Annotated in this window: 23 protein-coding genes; 9 read left to right on the top strand and 14 right to left on the bottom strand. The window is 64.9% G+C overall.

Annotated features, from left to right (window positions below):
- The first annotated feature begins 48 nt into the window (after nt 1-48).
- Both AC0YKC_RS31710 and AC0YKC_RS31705 read left to right on the top strand, forming a co-directional pair.
- A complete protein-coding gene (locus AC0YKC_RS31710; RefSeq protein WP_488513904.1) occupies nt 49-1,053 on the top strand; it encodes an asparaginase in 1,005 nt (334 codons plus the stop codon).
- Nucleotides 1,054-1,149: 96 nt separating this feature from the next.
- Nucleotides 1,150-1,962 carry a class I SAM-dependent methyltransferase gene (locus AC0YKC_RS31705; protein WP_488513903.1) on the top strand — a complete coding sequence of 271 codons (813 nt, stop codon included), beginning with the start codon at nt 1,150-1,152 and terminating at the stop codon, nt 1,960-1,962.
- Here AC0YKC_RS31705 and AC0YKC_RS31700 read toward each other — a convergent pair.
- The gene (locus AC0YKC_RS31700; RefSeq protein WP_488513902.1) at nt 1,959-3,335 is read right to left on the bottom strand and encodes a TIGR03808 family TAT-translocated repetitive protein; all 1,377 of its coding nucleotides are present in this window, start codon (nt 3,333-3,335) and stop codon (nt 1,959-1,961) included. The genes AC0YKC_RS31705 and AC0YKC_RS31700 overlap by 4 nt on opposite strands.
- Before the next feature lie 106 nt (nt 3,336-3,441).
- Between AC0YKC_RS31700 and greA the strand changes: the two genes are divergently transcribed.
- Complete coding sequence (greA, locus tag AC0YKC_RS31695; protein ID WP_488513901.1) at nt 3,442-3,924, top strand: transcription elongation factor GreA; 483 nt, start codon at nt 3,442-3,444, stop codon at nt 3,922-3,924.
- A 294-nt stretch (nt 3,925-4,218) separates the two neighbouring features.
- On the opposite strand, the gene scpA is transcribed toward greA, so the two are convergent.
- Nucleotides 4,219-6,342: a methylmalonyl-CoA mutase gene (gene scpA, locus AC0YKC_RS31690; RefSeq protein ID WP_488513900.1), complete on the bottom strand. Its 2,124-nt coding sequence runs from the start codon at nt 6,340-6,342 to the stop codon at nt 4,219-4,221.
- On the bottom strand, nt 6,339-7,781 hold the full coding sequence (locus AC0YKC_RS31685; RefSeq protein WP_488513899.1) for a methylmalonyl-CoA mutase subunit beta: 1,443 nt from the start codon (nt 7,779-7,781) through the stop codon (nt 6,339-6,341). Before AC0YKC_RS31685 ends, scpA begins: the two co-directional genes overlap by 4 nt.
- 250 nt (nt 7,782-8,031) lie before the next feature.
- On the opposite strand from AC0YKC_RS31685, the gene AC0YKC_RS31680 reads away from it, so the two are divergent.
- Entirely contained in the window at nt 8,032-9,549 is a 1,518-nt protein-coding gene (locus tag AC0YKC_RS31680; RefSeq protein ID WP_488513898.1) for a helicase HerA-like C-terminal domain-containing protein, read from the top strand.
- A gap of 25 nt (nt 9,550-9,574) precedes the next feature.
- Here AC0YKC_RS31680 and AC0YKC_RS31675 read toward each other — a convergent pair whose 3' ends face one another.
- The 6 genes from AC0YKC_RS31675 to AC0YKC_RS31650 form a co-directional block, all read right to left on the bottom strand.
- Nucleotides 9,575-10,492, bottom strand: a complete 918-nt coding sequence (locus tag AC0YKC_RS31675; RefSeq protein ID WP_320294881.1) for a MurR/RpiR family transcriptional regulator — start codon at nt 10,490-10,492, stop codon at nt 9,575-9,577.
- Nucleotides 10,493-10,501: 9 nt separating this feature from the next.
- Nucleotides 10,502-11,560 (bottom strand): C45 family autoproteolytic acyltransferase/hydrolase, encoded by a 1,059-nt coding sequence (locus tag AC0YKC_RS31670; protein WP_488513897.1) that lies wholly within the window; start codon nt 11,558-11,560, stop codon nt 10,502-10,504.
- Nucleotides 11,550-12,278, bottom strand: a complete 729-nt coding sequence (gene glnQ / locus AC0YKC_RS31665) for a glutamine ABC transporter ATP-binding protein GlnQ (RefSeq protein ID WP_488513896.1) — start codon at nt 12,276-12,278, stop codon at nt 11,550-11,552. The genes AC0YKC_RS31670 and glnQ overlap by 11 nt, the downstream gene beginning before the upstream one ends.
- Nucleotides 12,275-12,931: a glutamine ABC transporter permease GlnP gene (glnP, locus tag AC0YKC_RS31660; RefSeq protein ID WP_320294884.1), complete on the bottom strand. Its 657-nt coding sequence runs from the start codon at nt 12,929-12,931 to the stop codon at nt 12,275-12,277. Before glnP ends, glnQ begins: the two co-directional genes overlap by 4 nt.
- Before the next feature lie 94 nt (nt 12,932-13,025).
- A complete protein-coding gene (gene glnH / locus AC0YKC_RS31655; RefSeq protein WP_320294885.1) occupies nt 13,026-13,778 on the bottom strand; it encodes a glutamine ABC transporter substrate-binding protein GlnH in 753 nt (250 codons plus the stop codon).
- Between the two features lie 162 nt (nt 13,779-13,940).
- Complete coding sequence (locus AC0YKC_RS31650) at nt 13,941-14,768, bottom strand: beta-keto acid cleavage family enzyme (RefSeq protein WP_320294886.1); 828 nt, start codon at nt 14,766-14,768, stop codon at nt 13,941-13,943.
- A gap of 79 nt (nt 14,769-14,847) precedes the next feature.
- On the opposite strand from AC0YKC_RS31650, the gene AC0YKC_RS31645 reads away from it, so the two are divergent.
- On the top strand, nt 14,848-15,738 hold the full coding sequence (locus AC0YKC_RS31645; RefSeq protein ID WP_320294887.1) for a MurR/RpiR family transcriptional regulator: 891 nt from the start codon (nt 14,848-14,850) through the stop codon (nt 15,736-15,738).
- The gene (locus AC0YKC_RS31640; protein WP_488513895.1) at nt 15,735-17,060 is read left to right on the top strand and encodes an aspartate aminotransferase family protein; all 1,326 of its coding nucleotides are present in this window, start codon (nt 15,735-15,737) and stop codon (nt 17,058-17,060) included. The genes AC0YKC_RS31645 and AC0YKC_RS31640 overlap by 4 nt, the downstream gene beginning before the upstream one ends.
- A gap of 21 nt (nt 17,061-17,081) precedes the next feature.
- Here the strand turns inward: AC0YKC_RS31640 and AC0YKC_RS31635 are convergent, their stop codons facing one another.
- Both AC0YKC_RS31635 and AC0YKC_RS31630 read right to left on the bottom strand, forming a co-directional pair.
- A complete protein-coding gene (locus tag AC0YKC_RS31635) occupies nt 17,082-17,732 on the bottom strand; it encodes a LysE family translocator (RefSeq protein ID WP_488513894.1) in 651 nt (216 codons plus the stop codon).
- Between the two features lie 25 nt (nt 17,733-17,757).
- Entirely contained in the window at nt 17,758-18,381 is a 624-nt protein-coding gene (locus AC0YKC_RS31630) for an FMN-binding negative transcriptional regulator (RefSeq protein ID WP_488513893.1), read from the bottom strand.
- Between the two features lie 86 nt (nt 18,382-18,467).
- Here AC0YKC_RS31630 and pdxR point away from each other — a divergent pair, with 86 nt between their 5' ends.
- Entirely contained in the window at nt 18,468-19,886 is a 1,419-nt protein-coding gene (gene pdxR / locus AC0YKC_RS31625) for a MocR-like pyridoxine biosynthesis transcription factor PdxR (protein WP_488513892.1), read from the top strand.
- 14 nt (nt 19,887-19,900) lie between these two features.
- Here pdxR and AC0YKC_RS31620 read toward each other — a convergent pair whose 3' ends face one another.
- Both AC0YKC_RS31620 and AC0YKC_RS31615 read right to left on the bottom strand, forming a co-directional pair.
- Complete coding sequence (locus tag AC0YKC_RS31620; protein ID WP_434721794.1) at nt 19,901-20,722, bottom strand: L,D-transpeptidase; 822 nt, start codon at nt 20,720-20,722, stop codon at nt 19,901-19,903.
- A gap of 172 nt (nt 20,723-20,894) precedes the next feature.
- Nucleotides 20,895-21,560, bottom strand: a complete 666-nt coding sequence (locus tag AC0YKC_RS31615) for a haloacid dehalogenase type II (RefSeq protein WP_320294893.1) — start codon at nt 21,558-21,560, stop codon at nt 20,895-20,897.
- Between the two features lie 254 nt (nt 21,561-21,814).
- On the opposite strand from AC0YKC_RS31615, the gene AC0YKC_RS31610 reads away from it, so the two are divergent.
- A complete protein-coding gene (locus AC0YKC_RS31610) occupies nt 21,815-22,693 on the top strand; it encodes a branched-chain amino acid aminotransferase (RefSeq protein ID WP_320294894.1) in 879 nt (292 codons plus the stop codon).
- A gap of 210 nt (nt 22,694-22,903) precedes the next feature.
- Nucleotides 22,904-23,506 (top strand): superoxide dismutase, encoded by a 603-nt coding sequence (locus AC0YKC_RS31605; protein WP_217576125.1) that lies wholly within the window; start codon nt 22,904-22,906, stop codon nt 23,504-23,506.
- A 52-nt stretch (nt 23,507-23,558) separates the two neighbouring features.
- Here the strand turns inward: AC0YKC_RS31605 and AC0YKC_RS31600 are convergent.
- The coding region (locus tag AC0YKC_RS31600; RefSeq protein WP_488513891.1) for a hypothetical protein at nt 23,559-23,790 on the bottom strand (232 nt) is incomplete at its 5' end.

Here is a 23,790-nt window from a genome sequence, read left to right as displayed (position 1 = left end):
AAGCGGCCCGCATTAAGGCGCGCCCTCTGGGCGCGCGCGGGAGGCAATATGACAAATCCGGTTCTGGTCGAAGTCACGCGCGGCGCGGTGGTGGAAAGCGCGCACCGCGGCGCGGTTTGCGTCGTCGACGCCGACGGCAAGGCCGTCTGGGAGATCGGCGACACGGACCGCCCGGTCTTCCCGCGCTCCGCGGTGAAAGCCATCCAGGCCTTGCCGCTGGTCGAATCGGGTGCTGCCGACGCCTATGGTTTCGGCGACCGCGAACTTGCGCTGGCCTGCGCCTCGCATTCGGGCGAGCCCGCCCATGTCGAACTGGCGACGGCGATGCTCGCCAAGGCCGGCCTCGACAAGACCGCGCTCGAATGCGGCGCGCATTGGCCCTCGAGCCACGATGCCACCATTGCGCTCGCCCGCGCCGGCGGCGTTCCCAACGCTTTGCACAACAATTGCTCCGGCAAGCATTCCGGCTTCCTTTGCACCTGCGTCCACGCCGGCATCGCGCACGCTGGCTATGTCAAGGCGGGTCATGCGCAGCAGGAGATGGTGCGTGACGCGATGCAAGCCGTGACCGGCACGGCGCACGGCGTCGACAACAGCGGCATAGACGGCTGCTCGATCCCGACCTACGCCGTGCCGCTGAAGAGCTTCGCCCGAGGCTTTGCCCGCATGGCGACGGGCAGGGGCTTTGCCCCCGAGCGCGCCAAGGCCGCGAAGCGACTGCTCTCGGCTTGCATGGCCGAGCCGTTCCTGGTTGCCGGCACCGGCAAGGCCGATGTCGCGCTGATGCAGGCCGCTCCCGGCCGCATCTTCGTCAAGACCGGCGCCGAAGGCGTGTATTGCGCGGCATTGCCCGAACTTGGCCTCGGCATCGCCTTGAAATGCGATGACGGCGCCGGCAGGGCGGCAGAGGTGATGATCGCCGCGGTGCTGGCAAAGTTGCTGCGCGGCGACGATGCGGTTGCGGCAAAGCTTACCGAACTCGCCCATCCCGCAATCGAAAGCCGCATCGGCGCCAAGGTCGGCTTGCTGCGGCCGACGGCGGCGCTCAACTAGTACGCCGACTTCCGACGCGCATCTGCCGCGTGGGTGAACTCAAGACAAAAAATTATGTGCTAGTCTCCCTACCATCGAACGGACGGGTGGGTAGCCATGCTGGAAGCGGACAAGGTGTTTGCCGGGTCGATCCCGGAAAATTACGATCGCCATATGGTGCCGCTGATTTTCGAGGCCTATGCCGCCGAGACCGCGCGCCGGGCAGCGTCTTTTTCACCCTTGGCCGTTTTGGAGACCGCCGCAGGAACCGGGGCGGTCACCCGGGCGTTGGCGCCACTGCTTTCTCCCAGCGCCAGCTACACCGTAACCGACCTCAACCAGCCGATGCTCGACTATGCGGCCTCGCGCCAGGGGCCCGACAGCCGCATTGCTTGGCGCCAGGCGGATGCCCTGAAGCTGCCTTTCGACGATGCGGCCTTCGACCTCGTCTGCTGTCAGTTCGGCGCCATGTTCTTCCCCGACCGCGTCGCTGCCTATCGCGAGGCAAGGCGGGTTCTGAAGCCCGGCGGACATTTCCTGTTCAGTGTCTGGGATCGCATCGAGGAGAATATCTTCGCCGACGACGTGACGAATGCTCTCGCCAGGATTTTTCCGCACGATCCGCCGCGCTTCCTGGCGCGTACGCCGCACGGCTACCACGACAAGGCGCAAATCCGTAACGATCTGGCTGCCGCGGGTTTCTCCGACGTGGCGATCGACACCATAGCCGAGCAGAGCCGCGCATCCTCGCCGCGCGTTCCCGCGGTCGCCTACTGCCAGGGCACCCTGCTTCGCAACGAGATCGAGGCGAGGGAGCCGGGACGATTGGCGTCCGCGACCGACTACGCCGAATCCATGATCGCCGACAGGCACGGCCGTGGCGAAATTGCCGCCAAGATCCAGGCGCACATCATCGTCGCTGCGGCCTAACTGACCTTGTTGCGCTCCACAGTGAGATGCGCATAGCCGGTATCAGTTGACCGCGATAGATCGCCGGTCACCGGATCGGCCCAGCGCTGGCCGATGATGGCGCCGTTTTTCGCGCCGTCGATGACGTTGTCCGAGATGACCGCGGTGCCGGAACCTTCGACGACCGAAACGACGATGCCGGTGCCGGCCTGGCGGATGATGTTTCCGGTCGCCACGACATTGCGCAGATAGGGGCCCCAGCCGAGCTGCATGCCGTAGAGCGGCGCGTTCTCGACGACATTGCCTGAGACCGTCGTATCGGCCTCGGCGCTGATGCCGACGCCGAAGCCGGGCGGGTCCGCGGTGTAGGGACCGGTGGTCGAGAGGTTGCGCACGATGTTGTTCGAGCAGACCGCCATCCGCCCGCCCTCGTTGAAATTGACGATCGAGATGCCGTTGGCGGCGCCGTCGACCAGATTGTTGCTGAGGATCGCGCCTTCGAAGGAGAATTCCGAGTAGATGCCGGTCTCGCCCGAGCGCGAGCAGGTGTTGCCGGCGATCTGCAGATTGCTCGCGCTGTTGGCGCGGATCGCGGTGAAGGCGCAGTCGGAGACGACATTGCCTGAGATGATCACATTGCCAGCGCGGAAAGCGTTGATGCCGTTGCCATTCTGGCCGGTGCCGCCGCTGCGCGCGCCGATGCGCTGCACGCGGTTGCCGCTGACGATGGTGCCGTCCTCCGCAGCCTGCCAGCGATGCACCAGGATGCCGCCATTGGCGCAATCCGAAACGCTATTGCCGGAAATCTCCAGCCCGCCGGCCTCGACGGAGTAGATGCCGGCGTCGGCCGCGCCGGAAATATCGCAGCGGCCGATGCGGCCGACGGCATGCTCGAGCGCCAGCCCATTCTTGCCGCTGCCGGTCACCTGGCAATTGTCGATGACGAGATGGCCGACGCGGCGCAGATCGAGCAGCCCTTGCGCGTAATCGGCCAGCCAGCGGTTGGCGCCGTCGAACACCAGGCCGCTCAGCTCGATATGCTCGGCCTGCTCGGCCATCATCAGGTGGCCGTTGCCGCCATAGACGATGCGCGTTGCGCCCGGCACGCCCGACAGGCGCATGCGGGCCGGCAGCTTGAGGTTCGAGACGAGATAGGTGCCGGGCGGCAGGAACACCGGCTGGTCGCGATCGCTGGCTTCAGTCAGCATCTTGGCGAAGACCTTGCTCTGGTCGTCGACCGCGCCGGGCTGCACGCCGATCTCCGTGGCGTTGATCGAGCCGCGCATGGCGGCCATTTCGATGCCCGGCAGCGATTTCGCCGCTGCCTTGCCGGCGAAGAGGCCGGCGGCGGCGAAGCCGGCGGTCCGGGCAAGCAGCGTTCGTCTGTTCAACATCGGCACAGGTCCTGGCGTTTCGCCCTGTCTGTCGCAGGAATCGTGCCAAGGCGGGCTCATTTCCAAACCGCTTGTGCAGTCGCCTCGCCAAGCCTAAGTTCATCGCATGAGCAGAGCTTTCACCCGCGAAGAAGACAGCGAAAACGCCATTGCCGGCGTCGGCGAACGTCCAGTCAGCACGCACCGCAATCTGGTGACGGAGCGCGGACTTGCGATGATCGAGGACAATCTCGCCGACTTGCGCGACATATTGGCCAAGGCGGAGCGGAAGGGCGACCGCGAGCGTATCGCGGTGGTCTCCCGCGACCTGCGCTACTGGACCGCGCGGCGCGAGAATGCCGAGCTTTCCGTGCCGGAGCCAGGCAGCGACGTGGTCCGCTTCGGCATGGGGGTTACGCTGGAAGGCGACGACGGCAAGAAGGTGCATTGGCGCATCGTCGGCGAGGACGAAGCCGACCCGTCGAAGGGCAGCATTTCCCATGTCTCGCCGATGGCCGTGGCCCTGTTCGGCAAGAAGGTCGGCGAGGTCGTCAAGGTCAACGGCAAGGAATGGGAAATCGTCAAGCTCTCGGACAAGGCCGAGAATTAGCCGCCGCCTCTATTCTGCCAGCATCCGCAGTGCAGGTTCGTACTTGTCCATGACAACGCGAGCGGCGTTCATTTGCCGTTCGCGGCTGTCGTGGCGGACTGGCCTTAGAATGAGGCCGTCGTCGGTTTCAATGAGCTGGAACTCATCGCCAACCTGAAGCTGTCAAGCATTTCGCGTGGCAGCAGTACGGCTCCTGATCCGTCCTCAAGTCCATGGATGATTGTCTTAAACACCGTCGCGCCCTGGTTGTGTCGATTGCTATAGAACAACCTTTCAGGCAAATCGGCAAGAGCCTCACCGTTCGGCCAGCAGCCGATCCATCAGCCGGTTCGCCGCTTCCGGGATGACGGTCCCCGGCGGGAAGATCTCCGCCGCGCCTGCCGCCAGCACCGCGTCGTAATCCTGCGGCGGAATGACGCCGCCGGCGACGATCAGCATGTCGGCATGGCCGAGCTTCTTCAGCGCTTCCTTGAGCTCGGGGATCAGCGTCAGGTGCCCGGCGGCCAAGGAGGAGGCGCCGATGATGTCGACGTCCTGCTGCACCGCAAGCTTCGCGATCTCGTCCGGCGTCTGGAACATCGGCCCGACGGTGACGTCGAAGCCGAGATCGGCAAAGGCGCTGGCGATCACCTTCTGGCCGCGGTCGTGGCCGTCCTGGCCCATCTTGGCGACCAGGATGCGCGGCTTGCCGCCGGATTTCTTCTCGAACGCGTCGATCTTCTCCTGCAACCGCTCAAGTGCCGGATTGTCGCCGAGCGCGTCGCGATAGACGCCCGAGATCGTCTGCACCGCCTCCGTATGGCGGCCGAACACTTTTTCCAGCGCCAGCGAAATCTCGCCGACCGTGGCGTTGGCGCGCGCCGCGCGGACAGCGAATTCCAGCAGGTTCTCATTGCCCTCGGCGGCATGGGTCAGCGCCGCCAGCGAGTCCTCCAGCGCCGCGACGTCGCGCGTGCCCTTGAGCCGCTGCAGCTTCGCCAGTTGCCGGGCCTTCACCTCGGCATTGTCGATCTTCAAGACATCGACTTCGATATCGGCCTCGGGACGATGCGCATTGACGCCGACCAGAATTTGCTCGCCGGAATCGATTCGCGCCTGGGTGCGGGCGGCGGCTTCCTCGATGCGCAGCTTTGGAATGCCTTGCTCGATCGCCGCCGCCATGCCGCCGAGGCTCTCGACTTCCTCGATATGGGCAAGCGCGCGCGCCGCCAGGTCATGCGTCAGCCGCTCGACATAGGCCGAGCCGCCCCACGGATCGATCATGCGTGTGGTGCCGGATTCCTTCTGCAGGATGAGCTGCGTGTTGCGGGCGATGCGCGCCGAATGGTCGGTCGGCAGCGCCATCGCCTCGTCGAAGGAATTGGTGTGCAGCGACTGCGTGTGTCCCTGCGTCGCCGCCATCGCTTCGATCATCGTGCGGGTGATGTTGTTGTAGGGGTCCTGCGCCGTCAGCGACCAGCCGGAGGTCTGGCAATGGGTGCGCAGCGACAGCGAGCGTTCGTCCTTCGGCGCGAAATTCTTCTTCATCAGGCTCGACCAGAGCAGCCTTGCGGCCCTGAGCTTGGCGACCTCCATGAAGAAGTTCATGCCGATCGCCCAGAAGAAGGAGAGGCGCGGCGCGAAGCGGTCGATGTCGAGGCCTCCCGCAACGCCCGCGCGCGCATATTCGATGCCGTCGGCGATCGTGTAGGCAAGCTCGAGATCGGCGGTCGCGCCGGCTTCCTGCATGTGGTAGCCGGAGATCGAGATCGAGTTGAATTTCGGCATATGCCTGGAGGTGTAGGCAAAGATGTCCGACACGATCCGCATCGAAGGTTTCGGCGGATAGATGTAGGTGTTGCGGACCATGAACTCCTTCAGAATGTCGTTCTGAATGGTGCCAGTGAGATCCTTCTGCGCGACGCCCTGCTCCTCCGCCGCAACGATGTACAGCGCCATGATCGGCAGCACGGCGCCGTTCATGGTCATCGACACCGTCATCTCGTTCAGCGGAATGCCGTCGAACAGCTGGCGCATGTCGAGGATGGAATCGATCGCCACGCCCGCCATGCCGACATCGCCGGCGACGCGTGGGTGGTCGCTGTCATAGCCGCGATGCGTGGCGAGATCGAAGGCAACCGACAGGCCTTTCTGGCCGGCGGCGAGGTTGCGCCGGTAGAAGGCGTTGGATTCCTCCGCCGTCGAGAACCCGGCATATTGCCGGATCGTCCAGGGTTGCTGGACATACATGGTGGGGTAGGGGCCGCGCACGAAGGGCGGCATGCCCGGATAGGTGTCGAGATTGGCGAGCCCCTCGAGGTCGCCTTGCGTGTAAAGATGTTTTACGGCGATGCCCTCCGGCGTCATCCGCTGGCCTTTGAGCTCGACCGGCGCGCGACGTGGCGCCGACCAGCCGATCTGGCTGAAATCCGGGATCATGATCCGGCTCCGATCGACTGATCGATGCGCACCGGAAACAGAGGCTCGCAGGTCGCGACGCCTTCGGTCAGGGCCGGACACCGCTCCTGCGGCAGAGTCTCGACCGGGCGCTCCGTTCCGACGCGGTAAAGCGTCGTGCCGACAATGCCGCGTTCGCCCGACCGATAAGCGCCGTTGCGCTTGGCGGCGGCGGTTTGCACGCGATTCTGGATATAGCCCTGCTGCAGGCTGGCGAGCACACCGCCTTCGGCCTCGATGCGCTGGAATTCTTCCCAGGCCGCGGCGCAGAGACCGTCGGTCAGCGCCTCGACCGCGCCCGAGCCGCTGGCGGGGTCGGCGACATGGCCGATATGGCTCTCCTCTGCCATGATGAGCTGGGCGTTGCGGGCGATGCGGCGGGCAAAGCCGGCCGGCAGCCCATGCGCGATCGTGTGCGGCAGGATCGAGATCGAATCGGCGCCGCCGGTTGCCGCCGCGAAGGCCGCGATCGCCGTGCGCAGGATATTGGTTTCCGGGTCGGCCATCGTCATCATGCGATATGAGGTCTCGGCATGGACGCTGGCGGTCGAGGCCGGGATCGAGCAGGCTTCCTGGATGCGCGTCCACAGCTTGCGCAACGCCCGAACCTTGGCCATCGACAGGAACTGGTCCTGGTCGACGCTGAGGGCGAAGCCGATATGGGGGGCTGCATAGACGAGCGGCTGGCGCGCCTTCTCGAACATCCTGAGATAGGACACGACGGAGGCCATCATCGTGCCGAGCTCCTGCGCCTCGGTGGCGCCGGCATTGTGGAAGACGCGGCCATCGGCCTCGAGCAGCACGCCCGGCACGCCCATCGAGAAGAAATGCGCCAGCGATTGCGGCATCGATTCCTGCAGCGCCTCGATCGAGGTGCGCAACCGCCCGGTGCCGGCGAAGATCGCCGCCGGGTCGATGCCGAAGGAAAGGTTGAGCTTGGTCGGATCGGAGCGGCGGCGGCTCAGGAAAGCGAGCAGCCAGTCGGCCACCGCGCGGCTCCAGGGATGCGCGTCGATGCGCACCTGCACGCGGTTGAGCGGCACACCGTCGAGCACCCTTTCCAGCGCTTCGGCGGTGCGCGGCAGGCCGTAGCCGAAGGCATTCGGCGCGCCCTCGAAAACCAGTGACAGGCCGGTCGCTCCCTGCTCGATGTCTTCCAGGGCTTGCGCGCTGGCTCGGGCAATGTCCGGGTCGTCGACGCGCTGGCTGACGATCCAGGGCGCGGTCGGATTTGTGCGCGGCAATGGCTCGGCGGATGTCGAACGTTGGCTGAGCGGTTCGATACGGATGCCGTCATCGGTGTGGGAGACGAGTTTTTCCTCGAAGGAACCGCCGGCAAGCGCCTTTTCCGCCAGCGCCTGCCAACGCTTGGCGTCCGGGTTCGGAAGGTCGACATCCCTGGTCAAGGCGCCGGCGCCCATCGCTCTCCTCGCTTCTCGGCCGCATCTGCCGGTCCAGCCAATCTAAGGTCAGGAACCGGATATCACAATGCGTCATCCGGCCGGGTTCTCTCGCGGCCTGCCAACCGATTGCCAAACATGCGCGCAATCCGCAAGCGCCAAAGGCCAAATTCGCTGCGCCCCAAATCGATACCGGGCATTGCCGCATGCGGCTGGCGTTACTATACCTCGGGTTGAGGCCTTTGAGCGGAACAGATTGCGGAGACCAGATATGGTTGACGAGACCAGCATCTTCATCGGTGCCAGCCGCAAACCCGACGATTCCTACCAGCGCGCCGAAGAGTTGCTGCTGCGTTACGGCAACCGCCATGGCCTTGTCACCGGAGCCACGGGCACCGGCAAGACCGTCAGCCTGCAGATCCTTGCCGAGGGCTTTTCGAATGCCGGCGTGCCTGTCTTCTGCGCCGACATCAAGGGCGACCTTTCCGGCATATCCATGATGGGCGAGGCCAAGGACTTCCTGGTCAAGCGCGCCGGAGAGGTGAAGCTCGATCCCTATCAGTTCCAGGAATTCCCGGTCATCTTCTGGGATCTGTTCGGTGAGCAGGGCCACCCGATCCGCGCCACCATCTCGGAAATGGGGCCGTTGCTTTTGTCGCGGCTGATGAACCTCACGGAAGCGCAGGAGGGCGTCATGAACATCGCCTTCCGCATCGCCGATGAAGAGGGGCTGCTGCTGCTCGATCTCAAGGACCTGCAGGCGCTGCTCGCCAACATGGCCGATCGCGCCGACCAGCTCAGCGCGCGCTACGGCAATGTCACCAAGCCGTCGGTCGGCGCCATCCTGCGCACACTCCTGGTGCTCGAGAGCCAAGGCGCCGCGAACTTCTTCGGCGAGCCGGCGCTGCGCATCGCCGACATCATGCGCACCACGCGCGACGGCCGTGGCGCGATCAGCGTTCTGGCCGCCGACAAGCTGATGATGAATCCCAGGCTCTACGCCACCTTCCTGCTCTGGCTGATGTCGGAGCTGTTCGAGGAACTGCCCGAGGTCGGCGATCTCGACAGGCCCAAGCTGGTGTTCTTCTTCGACGAGGCCCATCTGTTGTTCGAGGACGCGCCGAAAGTGCTGATCGACCGCGTCGAGCAGGTGGTGCGGCTGATCCGTTCCAAGGGCGTCGGCGTCTATTTCGTCACCCAGAACCCGCTCGATATTCCGGAAAAGGTGCTCGCCCAGCTCGGCAATCGCGTCCAGCACGCGCTGCGGGCCTATACGCCGCGCGAGCAGCAGGCGGTGCGCACGGCCGCCGAGACCTTCCGGCCCAACCCCGATTTCGACTGCGCCACCGCCATCACCCAGCTCGCCACCGGCGAAGCGCTGGTCTCGATGTTGGAGGACAAGGGCGTGCCGGCCATGGTCCAGCGCACGCTGATCCGCCCGCCGTCCTCGCGGCTCGGCCCGATCAAGCCCGACGAGCGCCGCAAGATCATCGCCGAGAGCCCCGTCGCCGGCCAGTACGACCGGGTCGTCGACCGCGAATCGGCCTTCGAAATGCTGCAGAAGAAGGCCAAGGAGGCGCAGGATGCCGAGGCGCAGCAGCAGAACAGCGGCGGCTCGCGCTGGACCATTCCCGGCTTCGACGATGTTTTGGGAACAGGCAACCGGCGGTCTTCCAACCGCCAGACCGTGGCCGAAGCCGCCATCAAGTCGGTGGTCCGCTCGGTCGGCTCCTCCGTCGGCCGCGCCATCGTGCGCGGCATCCTGGGGAGCCTGGCCAGGGGGCGGTAGGGTCGCGTCGCAACCAGGGCGGCGCTCAGCCGATCTCGATGTTCATCTCGGCGATCAGCCGCTCGCGCCCGGCCAGCGAGTTCAGCGCCTTGTCGCCCAGCTCGCGGGCGACAAGGTTGAGCAGCGCCTCGCAAAACACGACATAGGCGCCCATGCTGTTCGAATAGAAGCTGCTGGCATGCGGAATGAAGAAGGCATGCTCGGCCGGAGGTACGAGCGGCGAGGATCGGGAATCGGTGATCGCGATCACGCTCTGGCCGTTTGCCGCGGCAACGCGGCCGACCTCGGCGACGCTGCGCGTATAGGGCGCGCAACTGGCGATGATGACGACGTCGCCCGGCTCAAGCTGTGACAGGGCTTCGGCGACGCCGAGGCGCGGCGCGTCCAGAAGCGCCACGTCCGAGCGCACCATGCCCAGGCAATAGGTGAGGAAGCTCGCCAGCGAATGGAACTGGCGAACGCCGTGGACGCGCACGCGGCGCGCGCTGGCCAGCAGCGCGGTCGCGCCCTTCAGCGAGGCGCTGTCCAACTGGCCGAGGAAGCCGTCGACATTCGCCGCCGTTTCGCGCGCCAACTGCTCGAAGACCTCGATTTCGGCGCCGCCCGCCGATGGCGTCGCCATCAGCCTTCCGGCCTGGCGGCTGTAGAAATATTGCTGGTCGTTGGCGATGGCCTTGCGGAAGACCGCCTGGAAATCGCTGAAACCTTCGAAGCCGAGACGCTTCGCCAGCCTGGTCAGCGTCGACGGATTGATGCCGAACTGATCGGCGAGTTCCGAGATGGTGCGGACGGCCGATTGCTCTGGCGCCTCGACCAGCTTGGCGAAGACATCATGCGCCTTGGAGCCGAGGGAAAAGCCTGCTTCGTCGCGGCCGACCGAGAGCGCCAGTGCCCTCAGATCCTCGATGGTGCGCGGCGGCTCCGCAACGGCTTCCTCTGGCATCGTTCCTGCTTACCCCGCGACAGGGACCAGCCCCTCCCGCATCTCAAAGCGCGCTGCTTCGTATGCTGCATCGTAGACAGCCCACTCGACCTTGTCAGCCCCGACGCGGAAGACAGCGCTGGCAAGCGTGTTCTCGACATCGCTATCGGCGGGGTCGGTGCGATAGATCGGCAGCTCCGGGTCGGCCGCGTCCCACAATATGCCGAGCGCGCGGCCTTGCGGTTCAGAGTGAGGCGTCTGATCCAGCAGCGCTTCGCCTCGGCGCTGGCGCACGCCGGACGAGCCGGTGACGATCTGCGACATTCGCCCGGTGTCGGCATGGATGAGGTGGTTCGAGTGGACACGCGCCGCTTCCACGCGATCGATTGACAGGGCTTGGGCGGTGAACTCGACGCTGAGCAACCGCTCGTCGCCCGCCTGCGCCAGGGTCAGGTGAAAGGCGCCGGCGCGCGGCGCCGATCTGAGCAGGGCCATCGCCGCGTCGAGGTCCGGTGCGTCGAGCACGGCGCGGGCGAGCACCATGCGCGGCACTCCCGCGCCGCCGGCCAGCGGCCTGATGTTGTTGACCGTCTGCAGCAGCCCCGCCGATGTCGCCGCGAACGTATGCCCGGGCAGCGAGCCGGGATAGACGAAGGCGGTGAACTGATTGCCGCCCTCGGACGTCACATGGGCCAGCGCGCAGTGGCCGGCGAAATCAGGGTCGCCATCCTCATTGTGGCCGATGACATGGGGTGAGCCAGGCAATTGCACGGTCGTGCAGCCATCCGGCGCCATTGCCCAGATGTCGCCGCGGCAGTTCCACAGGAAGACGTCGTCGAAAGCCAATTCGAGCCCGGCGGCGAGGCCCTGTAGTTCGGCCCAGTATCGTGGAAACCGTTCCCGCACGATCGTCGCCATCGTGCCGATGCGCGGATCGGCGCGCCTCGTGCTGAGCTCGCGCCATGCGGCCGACGTCTGGAAATGGTCGTTGAGCGCCGTCCGGCCGAAGCGCCCGAGGGCGGCCCCGACATCATAGGGCGACCCCGCGACATCGATGAAGGAAAGCCGGCGGCCGGCATCATGCAACATGCTGGAGAAACTCTTTCAAGCGCGGGTTTTGCGGGTTTGCAAGCAGCTCCCGCGGCTCGCCGTCGACGGCGATCTTGCCGCCTTCCATGAAGATCAGCCTGGTCCCGACCTTGCGGGCAAAGGCCATCTCGTGGGTGACGACGATCATCGTCATGCCTTCCTCGGCCAGCGCCTGCATCACGCGCAGCACTTCGTGCCTGAGTTCGGGATCGAGCGCCGAGGTCGGTTCGTCGAACAGCATCAGCTTCGGCTTGACGGCGAGCGCGCGCGCAATGGCCACACGTTGCTGCTGGCCGCCGGAAAGCTCGCTCGGATAGTGATGCGCCCGCTCGGCAAGGCCGACCTTGGCAAGCATCTCCAGCGCCTGCTTGCGCGAGGCCTGCCGCGTTTCGCCGCGCACGCGGCGCGGGCCGAAAGCGACGTTCTCCAGCGCCGTCATCTGCGGAAACAGATTGAACTGCTGGAAGACCATGCCGGCCTCCTGACGGATCAGGCGGACCTTGCGCCCGCCGGACTTGACGCTGATGCCGTCGACGACGAGGTCGCCGCCATTGATCTCCTCCAGCGCATTGATGCAGCGAAGTAGCGTCGATTTGCCGGAGCCGGAGGGACCGATCAGGACGACCTTCTCGCCGGGCTCGATCGAGAGATCCACCTGGTCGAGTATGGTAACCTGGCCGAAGCGCTTGGTGACTTTGTTGAACGCCACGATGCTCACAGGATGCGCATCCTCTTTTCAGTCAGCCGGAGGATGAGCGTAAGCGTGCCGGTCATGATCAGGTAGAACATCGCGACGGCCGACCAGATCTCGACGGCGCGGAAGTTGGCCGCCATGATTTCCTGGCCTTGCCGGGTGAGTTCGCCGACACCGATGACGATGAACAGCGAGGTATCCTTCAGGCTGACGATGAACTGGTTGCCCAGCGCCGGGATCATGCGGCGGAAGGCGAGCGGACCGATGATGTAGAAAAGCACTTTCCAGAACGGCAGGCCGAGCGCCAGGCCTGCCTCGCGCAATCCGCGATGCACCGAAAGGAAGGCGCCGCGCACGATCTCGGCGATATAGGCACCGGCATTGATGATGATCGCCATGATGGCGGCGGCCAGCGGGTTGATGCGGACATCCGCCAGGATCGGCAGCGCGAAATAGATGAACATCACCTGCACGATGATCGGGGTGCCGCGAATGATCTCGACATAGATCATGGCGATGGCGTTGAGCACGATGTTGCCGTAGGCGCGCGCCAGCCCGGCGGCAAAGCCGATCACCAGCCCGCCGGCGAGCCCGGCGAGCGCGATCAGCACGGTGAGGCGGGCGCCTTTAAACAGCTCCGGCAGGGCCTGCCAGATGACGGACCAGTCGAAATCCATGAGAGCCATCCTTCAGGGAAGGCACGCCGGCCATGCCGGCGCGCCAGGAGATCCAGGGAACCCCGGTGATCAGATCCAAGGGGAACCCTTGTGATCAGCTCTTCGGCGGCTCGGCGCCGAACCACTTCTTGTAGATGTCGGCGTAAGTGCCGTTGGCCTTCAGCTTGGTGATCGAGGCATTGACCTTGGCGACGAGCGGGCTGCCCTTCGGGAAGGCGATGCCATATTGCTGCGCCATCATCTGCGGGCCGACGGTCTTCACTTTCCCCTGGCCGTTGGTCTTGATGTAGTAGAGCACGTTTGGCGTGTCATGCATGGCAGCGTCGGCGCGTCCGGTCGCGACCTCGAGATAGGCGTTGTCGCTGTTCGGGAACAGGCGCAGCTCCGTGCCCTTGAAGTGCTCCTTGGCATAGTCGGTCGCCGACGTGCCGGTCTTCACGGCAAGCGTCTTGCCGACGAGATCATCCGGACCCTTGATCGTGCTGTCGACCGGCACCATCAAAAGGAAGCCGCTGTCGTAATAGCCGTCGGAAAAGTCGATGACCTTCTTGCGCTCGTCCTTGATGGTGATGCCGGCCAGCCCGACATCGACCTGCTTGGTCTGCAGCGCCGGGATGATGCCGTTGAAGTCCATCGGCTGCAGCGTGTAGGTCACGCCGATATCCTTGGCGATCGCGGCCCACAGGTCGATGTCGAAGCCGACATATTTGTCGCCTTCCTTGAATTCGAACGGAACGAAGGCGGTGTCCGTTGCCACGATCAGGTCGTCGGCAAAGGCCGGCTGGCCGAACGCCAGCGTTGCCGCGAGCGCCGCGGCGGCGGTCAGGCTTGCAAGTGCGAACTTCATTTTCGGGTTCCCCTTTTTGTTGGAATTGCCTGGGAAGCGTAACACCGCCAAGCCAGTATCGCAAATTGAAAATGCATTTTTAAACAGAATGCATTTGATATTTGCAAAACGTGGCAATGGAGTGAGCCAGCCGGCGATGCCCGTCAGCAAACTTCAGATGCTTCAGGCGCCGCCCCACTGGCCTCTAAGCGTGTCTGCGCTGGCGAGGGGGAGTCCGCAGGCTTCGACTGTCCGCCTTGTGGCCGCTACGAGATCCTGATTTCCGGCAGCCAGGACTCCGTCGGGCAGGAAAAGATTGTTCTCGAAGCCGACGCGCGCATGTCCGCCGAGCAGCGCGGCTGCCGTCACGCAGGCCGTCTCCTGGTCGCCGAAGGCGCAGGCCATCCAATGGCCGAAGGACGGACTGCCGGGCGCCAGGAACGGCAACAGGTCGGCGGGGGAGGATTTCTGCCCGACCGTGTAGCGGCCGAGCACATAGAGAACCGGCAGATTGTCGAAGGGGATGTGGCCGCGCTGCTTGAGCGTCGCCAGATAGGTCGCCTCCTCGGGCGTATAGAGGATGATCTGCGGTGCGACCTTCTCTTTGCGCAACTGTTCGAGGAAGGCGGCGAAAGCCGCTTCATGCGTTTGGTCAGGCACGAGCTCGCGCAAGGCCAGCGAAACCGCTTCGGGGCGTACTTCCAGCACCACCCGCATCTGCTGTTCGGGCCGATAGAGACCCAAGGCCTCGCTGGTGATCTGGAGGACGAGCCTGTCGCCGACACCCGTCCTGATCGCCGCTATCGCCGCCCGGTAGGCCTCGGCATCGAGCAGGTGGCGTCCGTCGCGGTCGCGGACATGGACATGGATCATGGCGGCGCCGGCATCGAGCGAGGCGGCCGCCACATGCGCCAACTCGTCCGGGCTGATCGGCAGGGCAGGATGGTCGGCCTTCGTGCGTCGTCCGCCGTTCGGCGCCACGGCGATCGCGACCCGATTTTGATCCGGCATCGATTGCTCCATTTGTTGCAAAGATTCAATATATGCCACATATATTGCATGATCCTGCATGTGCGTCTATGGTTGCGGCATGATCCGCGCGCCGCTCACCGATGCCATTGTCGAGGTCTTCGAAAGCTTGCCCTCGCAGTTGCAGGGCGCTGCCCGCTATCTTCTCGACAATCCCGAGGACGTCGCGCTGTTGTCGATGCGCGAGCAGGCGCGCCGCGCCGGCCTGCAGCCCTGGACGATGGTGCGCCTGGCCAAGCGGCTGGGCTTCGACGGCTACGAGCCGCTGCGCTCGCTTTACGCCAATGCCATGCGGCAGGGCGAGCTTGGCTTCGCCGGCAAGGCGGGCACACAGCTCGCGCACCAGCAGGAAGTTGGCGACCGGGCGTTGGCCGGCGAGATGGTGCGGTCGCTGGCGGAGCAGATCGCAAGGCTTGGCGAACCCGAACAACTCGACACGCTTGCGGCGGCGGCAGAGCGGCTCCACGCGGCGCGTCGGATATTCTGCCTCGGGCTGCGCTCCAGCCACCCGGTCGTCGCGCATTTTTCCTACGTCATGTCCTTCCTCGGCGAGAAGGCGGTGATGCTGGACGGTGCATCGGGAGCCGGCACCGACGCCATTCGCCTCGCGACCGCCGAAGACGTCCTGTTCGTTGTCAGCGTCGCACCCTACACCAGGCTGACCGTCGATCTTGCCCGCCGCGCGGCGGCTGGTGGTGTGCCGGTGATCGCGCTGACCGACAGCGCCGTGTCACCGCTCGTCGGCTTGGCTGCCCTGTCGGTACTCGTGCCCACGGAAAGCCCGTCCTTCTTCCATGCCATGGCGCCGGCCTTTGTCGTCGGCGAGATCCTGGCGGCGCTGATCGCCGGCAAGGGCGGGGACAAGGCGCTTGCCGCCATTCGCCGCACCGAGGATCAGCTCTCCCAACTCGACATCCACATCTTGCCGCCGCGCGGCCGGAGGAAATCATGACCCATATCCTGCATCGCCAGATTAACGCCGTGCTCCCCGTCGCCAGCGGCGGCAAGGGCATCGAGCTCTTCGACGGCAATGGGCGCGCCTATATCGACGCCTCCGGCGGCGCCGCCGTTTCCTGCCTCGGCCACGGCCATCCCGATGTCATCGCCGCCATGCACCGGCAGGCCGACACGCTGGCCTACGCCCATACCAGCTTCTTCACCAGCGACGTCGCCGAAGCCTTGGCCGACCGGCTCGTCGCCGACGCACCGGCCGGCATCAGCCATGCCTATTTCGTTTCCGGCGGCTCGGAGGCGGTCGAGGCGGCGCTCAAGATGGCGCGGCAGTATTTCGTCGAGGTCGGCCAGCCGCAGCGTCGCAACGTCATCGCGCGCAAGCAGAGCTATCACGGCAACACGCTCGGCGCGCTCGCGACCGGCGGCAACGAATGGCGCCGCGCCCAGTTCCGGCCGCTGCTCATCGATACCCATCACGTCGACCCATGTTTCGCCTATCGCTTCCAGGAAGCCGGGGAGACCGATGAAGATTATGCGGCTCGCGCGGCGCAGGCGCTGGAAGACAAGATCATTGAGCTCGGACCGGAGACGGTCATGGCCTTTGTCGCCGAGACGGTGGTCGGCGCGACGGCGGGCGCCGTGCCGCCGGTGGCGGATTACTTGCGCCGCATCCGCGACATCTGCGATCGTTACGGCGTGCTCCTGATCCTCGACGAGGTGATGTGCGGCATGGGCCGCACCGGAACGCTGCATGCCTGCGAGCAGGATGGCGTCGCTCCCGACCTGATGACGATCGCCAAGGGCCTGGGCGGCGGCTATCAGCCGATCGGCGCGGTGCTGCTCAGCCGGAAAATCTTCGACGCCTTCGCCAATGGCTCAGGCCTCTTTCAGCACGGCCACACCTATATCTGCCATCCGATGGCCTGCGCTGCGGCGCTCGCCGTTCAGGAAGTCATTGCCCGCGACAGGCTGCTCGACAATGTGAGAGCCATGGGCGCGCATCTGGCGCGCCGGCTTGGCGAGCGCTTCGGCAACCATCCCCATATCGGCGACATTCGCGGCCGCGGCCTGTTCATGGGCGTCGAATTGGTCGAGGACCGTTCGACGAAGCAGCCTTTCGATCCGAAACGGAAGCTGCATGCGCGCATCAAGAAGGCCGCCATGGCGAACGGTCTTCTCGTCTATCCCATGGGCGGCACGATCGACGGAGCCAACGGCGATCACGTGCTGCTCGCGCCGCCCTTCATCTGCGACGTCGCGGCCATCGACGCGATCGTCGAACGCCTCGACGACGCCGTCAGCGAGGCTTTGCGCAGCTAAAGTATCAGCGTGGCCAGGCAATCAGAGGGCAGGGCGCTTGGCTATGGCGAGACCAATGCCAAGCGCGATCATCGCGCCGCCTGACGCCTCCCGCAGGCGGCGGATCGCGCCTGAGCGCCCGGTCGCGCTTTCCCGGATTCGGCTCGCCGCAAAAGCGACCACGACATCGGCCAGCGTGTTGAGCGTCACCGATATGAAGCCGAGAACCATGAACTGCAGGGCAACGTGGCCGGCGCCGAGATTCACGAACTGCGGAATGAAGGCCAGGAAGAAGGCGGCCGTCTTGGGGTTCAGTGCCTCGACCAGCACGCCTTCGCGAAACGCGCGTCGCGCACCGACGGCGGGCGTCGGCGTCCCGCCTTCCAGCATCGTCTTCGCCTCGCGGCGCGCGGCCTGGAACGTGCGAAAGCCCAGCCAGACGAGGTAGACGGCGCCGATCAGCTTCAGCGCCGTGAACAGCTCCGCGCTGGCAAGCACGATTGCCGAAACGCCCAGGCTGCCGGCCAGCACATGGACCATGCCGCCCAGCCCGGTCCCGAAACTCGAGGCAATGCCTTCGGCGCGACCTCCGGCCAGCGTGCGTGCCGCGACATAAAAGATGCCCGGGCCGGGCGCGATCGCGAGCAGGAATGCCGCGGCGAAGTACAAGGCGAACTGGCTAAAATCCGGCATGACGAACTCGTCAGGGAATAGGGTTTCACAGCGGAATGAGCGGCGCTACCTCGCGGTCCGACGGACGGTCGCTCGATGACAGGCCGGACACGACACCGACGCGATCGGCCGCGTTGCGGTTCTGGCTCATCTTGCGCTTGCCTTCGAGCCGCGTGATCGGCATGCGCAGGCCGACAATGCCCTTCAGCTGCGACTGGATGAAATCCGCCGGCGCATCCGACACGGCCCAGGGCGTGGCGCGCTCGCCTTCATGCAGGCTGGTCAGGCGCGTGACGACCTCGAGCAGCCTGTCGGCATCGTCGAAGAACTCGATCGGCCCGTGGGCATGGACGGCGACATAGTTCCAGGTCGGGACGACCTTCCCGGTCTCCTGCTTGGTCTGGTACCAGGCTGGCGTCACATAGGCATCCGGCCCCATGAACATCGCAAGGGCCTCGCCCACCGGGGGCACCCGCCAATGCGGGTTCGCCTTGGCGACATGGCCGTAGATCACGCCATGCTCGCCCTCGTTCTCATCCAGAAAAAGCGGCAAATTCGTCGCCAGCGGACCTTCCGCCGTGGCCGTGACCAGAATTGCCAGCCGGGCCGCGCGGATCGTGGCCCTGAGACTCCGGAGATCGTCGTCGCGAAAGGCGGGCGGGGTGTACATTGGCGAAACTCCTTGCGTTACAGGAAAAGATGCCGGATGTCTGGCTTGCTTGGAATATCCAGTTTTGAAGGTTTTGTGTGGTCCAGTTGGAGCAGGATGGCGTCGCGCGGCGGATCATCGCGGCGATCAAGGAGCAGATCCACAGCGGCACCTATCGGCCCGGCGATCGGCTGCCGTCGACACGGGCCTTTGCCGCCGAATGGGGCGCCTCGCGGACCACAGTCACGGCCGCCTACAATCAGCTCGACGCCGAAGGCTATCTGATCATCCGGCATGGCCAGCGCGCCGTCGTTGCCCCGGGGCTGGAGCGGAAGTCTGGAAAGGCGCCCGTCGCGACCATTTCGCCGCGCAACCTCTCGGCCTTCGCACAACGGTTGCTGACCCTGCCTCCAACGGCGTTGGCGCAGCCGGCCAGGATTGCGGATTTCCGCTACGGCGACTTGTCCGGGGCGGACTTCCCGGTGCTGGCCTGGCGGCGGGCGTCGAGCAAGGCCATCCTGCGGCGCCCCGCGCGGCTGCGCTATGGCGATCCTCAGGGGTCTTCCGTTCTGCGCAACGCGCTCCAGGCCTATCTCTGGCGGGCGCGCGGCATCAATTGCACGACCGACCAGATCGTCATCGTCAACGGCTCGCAGCAGGGGCTGGACCTCTGCGCGCGACTGCTGCTCGATCCCGGCGAACCCTTCGTGATCGAGAACCCGGGTTATCTGCTGGCACGCCACGCCTTTGTGGCGGCGGGAGGCATTGCCGTCCCCGTTCCTGTCGACGCGGATGGGCTAAGGACGGACGCGCTGCCGCCGGCCCGTCTCGCCTATGTGACGCCTTCGCATCAGTTTCCGCTCGGCGGCGTGCTTTCGGCAACGCGGCGGCGGGCGCTGCTGACCTGGGCAGCCGGCGCGGGGGCCTATGTGGTGGAGGACGACTATGACGGCGAATACCGTCACGACATCAGTCCCATCCCGCCGCTGCAGGCGCTCGACGCGGATAGCGTCATCTATGTCGGTACGCTGTCCAAGACGCTCTCGCCGACCTTGAGGCTCGGCTATCTCGTCGTCCCCGCTAGCCTGCGCCGTGCGTTCGCCGAGGCCAAGCGCCTGACCGACCGGCACGCGCCGATGCTGGAACAGGACGTGCTGGCCGAGTTGCTGGCGAGCGGCGCCTACGAGCGCCACGTGCGCAGCATTCGCAGGAAGAACGCCGAGCGCCGACAGGTCTTGCTGCAGGCTTTGACTGAACATCTGGGGCCAGGGGTCACTGTCGCGGGAGCCGATACCGGCCTGCATGTCGTCGCCTGGATGAACGGTATCGATGCCGGACGTGAACCGGCTATCATCGCCGCGGCGCGCGCGGCAGGGATAGCCCTCTATCCCGTGTCGCCGCTTTACGATCCGAGCGGGCCGCGACCGGAAACGGCCGGCTTCATTCTTGGCTATGCCGGGCTGGACTCGGATGCGTTGCGCCGCGGCGTTGCGGTGCTGGCCGCCATATTGGCCGAGCACCGCTGACGAAACCGACAGGTTCAGAAAATCTCGTTGGTGAGCCGCTTCACCGGACCGAGCAGAATCGAGCCGGTTGGCACGCCATTGTCGATCGGGATCGCCTTGCGCTCCGGCATGTCCTCTTCCGGCGCGCCGACATTGGCTGTCACGATGACCGGCGTCTTGGTCGGCACGCGGTCGTAGAGGTCGATGATGTCCTGGTTGATCAGGCGCACGCAGCCCGAGGAGACCGACTTGCCGATCGACCACCATTCGGGCGAACCGTGCAGGCGGTAGAGCGTGTCCTGGTTGCCCTGGAAGAGATAGAGCGCGCGGGCGCCGAGCGGGTTCTTCAGGCCGCCTGGCATGCCGCCATTCTTGGCGCTGTATTGCGTCAGTTCCGGCTGGCGCGCGACCATCTCGTCCGGCGGTGTCCATTTCGGCCACTTCTGCTTCCACTGCACGACCGCGTCGCCCGACCATTCGAAGCCGGCGCGGCCGAGGCCGACGCCGTAGCGGATCGCCTGGCCGCCCTCGCGCACCAGATAGAGGAAATGGCCGGTGGTATCGACGACGATGGTGCCTGGACGCTGTCCGGTCGGATCGGGGACGATCTGACGCAAGAATTTGTGATCGATCTTGTTCACCGGGATGGCCGGCAGGTCGAAGCCATTGTCCGACATCGCGCCATACATCGTCTCGTAGTCGCCGAGCGGCGGCTCGACATAGGCGGGCGGTGGCGGCTGGACGGGGGCTGGGGCGGGACCGGTGGTGGCGCACGCGGATACGGCGGCCGAAGCAGCACCGAGGGCTGTGAAATTGAGGAAGCCACGGCGGCTGATGCGGAAGGAAGCGTCTGACATGGTTGCCTTTTCTAGGTCTTAATTCGCAAGAAAGCATGAATGCGAAGGCTCATCGCCGGCGGCATCCATAACAGTCGGCGGCGATAGGCGGTTCCAATTCTGGCCTGAGGGTGGACAGAAAAAGGCGAAGCTGTGACCGCGCCACAGCTGTTGCGCTGCAGCAACAGCAGGCTCAGACGCCCGCCAGGAGACCTTCGAGCGAAGGCAGGATCAGCCCCGGCTGGAGGTCGCGGTATTCATCCGGCTGGTTGGTCCGGTTGATCCAGACCGTACGGAAACCGAACTTTGTGGCGCCGGCGATGTCCCAGCGGTTCGACGACTGGAACGACACCGCGCCCGGATAGAGCCGCCAGCCGGTGACCACCATGTCGTAGACCGACGGGTCGGTCTTGAAGCGTTTGACCTGGTCGACCGAGAACACGTCGTCGAGGATCTGATCGAGCGCCGCGGACTTGACCGCCGCATCGAGCATTTCAGGCGAGCCGTTGGATAAGATAGCGAGCTTCGCGCCCGAGGCCTTGAGCGCCTTCAGCACGGCGGGCACTTCCGGATAGCAGTCGAGCCGCCAATAGGCTTCGAGCAGTTTCGTCCGCAGCGCCGGATCGGCCGAGGGAACCTTGCGCAACGCAAAATCGAGCGCCTGCTCGGTCAATTGCCAGAAATCGGCGTAAGCACCCCCCATCAGCGTCCGCACCCAGGAATATTCGAGCTGCTTGGCGCGCCAGATCTCGGAGAGAAGCTGGCCGTCCGGGCCGATCTCGCCGGCGTGGCGGCGCACGGCGGCGTGCACGTCGAACAACGTGCCGTAGGCGTCGAAGACATAGGCCGCATGATGCATATCTCAAGTTTTGCGGCGACAAGGCGCGCCGTGCAAGCGCTGATTGTGCTTTTAATGCATGTCGCCCAAAAGTGTGTCGCGGTTTTGGGAAACCGACATGCATCAAACAAAAGACTTACTGAGCGTTGCCCGATCCTTTCGGGCGACGCTCTGTAAGTATCGCTGGCCTCAACGATTTTCTGGCCATGTCGGTTGACGCCAACCGTCAAAGCGTCGCCTATGGCAGTCCGAAATCACTCATTTGGACGGCGAACATGACACTGGCGGCGGCGGCGCAAACCGCGACTTGGACCTATGTGGACGGCGACTGGTACGAGGGCAACGTCGCTATTCTCGGGCCGCGCAGCCACGCCATGTGGCTGGGCACCAGCGTCTTCGATGGTGGCCGCTGGTTCGAGGGCGTGGCGCCAGACCTCGAGCTTCACTCCGCCCGCGTCAACGCCTCGGCGACGGCGCTTGGCCTGAAGCCCACCATGACCGCCGAGGAGATCGTCGGCCTGACCCGGGACGGCCTGAAGAAATTCGACGGCAAGACGGCGGTCTATATCAGGCCGATGTATTGGGCCGAGCATGGCGGCTATATGGGCGTGCCGGCCGATCCCGCCTCGACGCGCTTCTGCCTCTGCCTCTATGAATCGCCAATGATCCCGCCATCCGGCTTTTCGGTCGGCGTTTCGCCGTTCCGGCGCCCGACCATCGAGACCATGCCGACCAACGCCAAGGCCGGCTGCCTCTATCCCAACAACGGCCGCGCCATCCTGGAGGCCAAGAACCGCGGCTTCGACAATGCGCTGGTGCTCGACATGCTGGGCAATGTCGCCGAGACCGGAACCTCCAACATCTTCCTGGTCAAGGACGGCCATGTGATGACGCCGGCCCCGAACGGAACGTTCCTCTCCGGCATCACCCGCTCGCGCACCATCAACCTGCTCGGCGACTACGGTTTCAGGACCACCGAAAAGACCCTGTCGATTCGCGATTTCCTCGAAGCCGACGAGATCTTCTCGACCGGCAACCACTCGAAGGTGGTTCCCATCACCCGCATCGAAAACCGCGACCTGCAGCCCGGACCGGTGGCCAAGAAGGCGCGCGAGCTCTATTGGGAATGGGCGCATTCGACGTCCGCCGCCTGATCCATTCGAGCGTTTCACCATTTCACGCAAACGGTGAACGGCTCCGCCTCGTTATTTTTGCGCAATTTTGGGCGGAAAACCGTTTCGCACTTTTCCCGGAATTGCTCTAAAAAGTCGCTCGGCGCTCCGTTGTGGAGTTGCCCTGACCCATTCCAGACCTATCTTAGCTCGGTAATATCACCGGACTTTTTCCTCGAGGGAGTACCATCCATGGCTTTTGAGTTGCCCGCCTTGCCTTATGACTACGAGGCCCTGCAGCCTTACATGTCTAAGGAGACGCTGGAGTATCACCACGACAAGCACCACAAGGCCTATGTCGACAACGGAAACAAGCTGGCGGCCGAGGCCGGAATGGGCGACCTGTCGGTCGAAGAGGTCGTGAAGCAGTCCTTCGGCAAGAATGCCGGGCTCTTCAACAACGCGGCCCAGCATTACAACCACATCCATTTCTGGAAGTGGATGAAGAAGGGCGGCGGCGGCAACAAGCTGCCGGGTGCGCTGCAGAAGGCGGTCGACAGCGATCTCGGCGGCTACGACAAGTTCAAGGCGGATTTCATCGCCGCCGGCACCACCCAGTTCGGCTCAGGCTGGGCCTGGGTCTCGGTCAAGAACGGCAAGCTGGAAATCTCCAAGACGCCGAACGGTGAGAACCCGCTGGTCCACGGCGGCTCGCCGATCCTCGGCGTCGACGTCTGGGAGCACTCCTATTACATCGACTACCGCAATGCGCGGCCGAAATATCTCGAAGCCTTCGTCGACAGCCTGATCAACTGGGACCACGTCCTGGAAATGTATGAAAAGGCTCGCGCATGACGCCGAAAATCGAGATCGATTTTCGGAAAGGATCATGCGCAGAATCAAAGCGTTACAGCGTCTTTTGCGCGCCGAAAGGCGCGCGGCGCTGTAATGGCTGAGCGATTGTGATGAAAAGCCCCGGCACGCCGGGGCTCAGACCGCTGACAAACCCCGTCGATTTTCGGCGGGGTTTTGTTTTGTGGATAGATTGCGCTCGGCAAATAGATGTCAGGAGGCTGCCGCGGCGGATTGGCCTCATGCGAGGCTTGGTTTGGGTTTTGGCCAGAGGCTGATTGCGATCT

This window comes from Mesorhizobium sp. CNPSo 4661 (genome assembly GCF_057784215.1).
Note: the sequence above shows the minus strand (reverse complement) of the source record. Positions and strands in the feature narration are given on the sequence as shown.

What these genes read in the sequence shown, in the direction of transcription:
- AC0YKC_RS31620 (WP_434721794.1), bottom strand. Translation starts at nt 20,722, where the DNA reads ATGTCAGACGCTTCCTTCCGCATCAGCCGCCGTGGCTTCCTCAATTTC.
- glnH (WP_320294885.1), bottom strand. Translation starts at nt 13,778, where the DNA reads ATGAAGTTCGCACTTGCAAGCCTGACCGCCGCCGCGGCGCTCGCGGCA.
- greA (WP_488513901.1), top strand. Translation starts at nt 3,442, where the DNA reads ATGAGCAGAGCTTTCACCCGCGAAGAAGACAGCGAAAACGCCATTGCC.
- AC0YKC_RS31645 (WP_320294887.1), top strand. Translation starts at nt 14,848, where the DNA reads ATGATCCGCGCGCCGCTCACCGATGCCATTGTCGAGGTCTTCGAAAGC.
- AC0YKC_RS31610 (WP_320294894.1), top strand. Translation starts at nt 21,815, where the DNA reads ATGACACTGGCGGCGGCGGCGCAAACCGCGACTTGGACCTATGTGGAC.
- AC0YKC_RS31605 (WP_217576125.1), top strand. Translation starts at nt 22,904, where the DNA reads ATGGCTTTTGAGTTGCCCGCCTTGCCTTATGACTACGAGGCCCTGCAG.
- AC0YKC_RS31710 (WP_488513904.1), top strand. Translation starts at nt 49, where the DNA reads ATGACAAATCCGGTTCTGGTCGAAGTCACGCGCGGCGCGGTGGTGGAA.
- AC0YKC_RS31640 (WP_488513895.1), top strand. Translation starts at nt 15,735, where the DNA reads ATGACCCATATCCTGCATCGCCAGATTAACGCCGTGCTCCCCGTCGCC.
- AC0YKC_RS31615 (WP_320294893.1), bottom strand. Translation starts at nt 21,560, where the DNA reads ATGCATCATGCGGCCTATGTCTTCGACGCCTACGGCACGTTGTTCGAC.
- AC0YKC_RS31675 (WP_320294881.1), bottom strand. Translation starts at nt 10,492, where the DNA reads ATGCCAGAGGAAGCCGTTGCGGAGCCGCCGCGCACCATCGAGGATCTG.
- AC0YKC_RS31685 (WP_488513899.1), bottom strand. Translation starts at nt 7,781, where the DNA reads ATGGGCGCCGGCGCCTTGACCAGGGATGTCGACCTTCCGAACCCGGAC.
- AC0YKC_RS31635 (WP_488513894.1), bottom strand. Translation starts at nt 17,732, where the DNA reads ATGCCGGATTTTAGCCAGTTCGCCTTGTACTTCGCCGCGGCATTCCTG.
- AC0YKC_RS31650 (WP_320294886.1), bottom strand. Translation starts at nt 14,768, where the DNA reads ATGCCGGATCAAAATCGGGTCGCGATCGCCGTGGCGCCGAACGGCGGA.
- glnP (WP_320294884.1), bottom strand. Translation starts at nt 12,931, where the DNA reads ATGGATTTCGACTGGTCCGTCATCTGGCAGGCCCTGCCGGAGCTGTTT.
- scpA (WP_488513900.1), bottom strand. Translation starts at nt 6,342, where the DNA reads ATGATCCCGGATTTCAGCCAGATCGGCTGGTCGGCGCCACGTCGCGCG.
- AC0YKC_RS31670 (WP_488513897.1), bottom strand. Translation starts at nt 11,560, where the DNA reads ATGTTGCATGATGCCGGCCGCCGGCTTTCCTTCATCGATGTCGCGGGG.
- AC0YKC_RS31630 (WP_488513893.1), bottom strand. Translation starts at nt 18,381, where the DNA reads ATGTACACCCCGCCCGCCTTTCGCGACGACGATCTCCGGAGTCTCAGG.
- AC0YKC_RS31700 (WP_488513902.1), bottom strand. Translation starts at nt 3,335, where the DNA reads ATGTTGAACAGACGAACGCTGCTTGCCCGGACCGCCGGCTTCGCCGCC.
- AC0YKC_RS31680 (WP_488513898.1), top strand. Translation starts at nt 8,032, where the DNA reads ATGGTTGACGAGACCAGCATCTTCATCGGTGCCAGCCGCAAACCCGAC.
- AC0YKC_RS31705 (WP_488513903.1), top strand. Translation starts at nt 1,150, where the DNA reads ATGCTGGAAGCGGACAAGGTGTTTGCCGGGTCGATCCCGGAAAATTAC.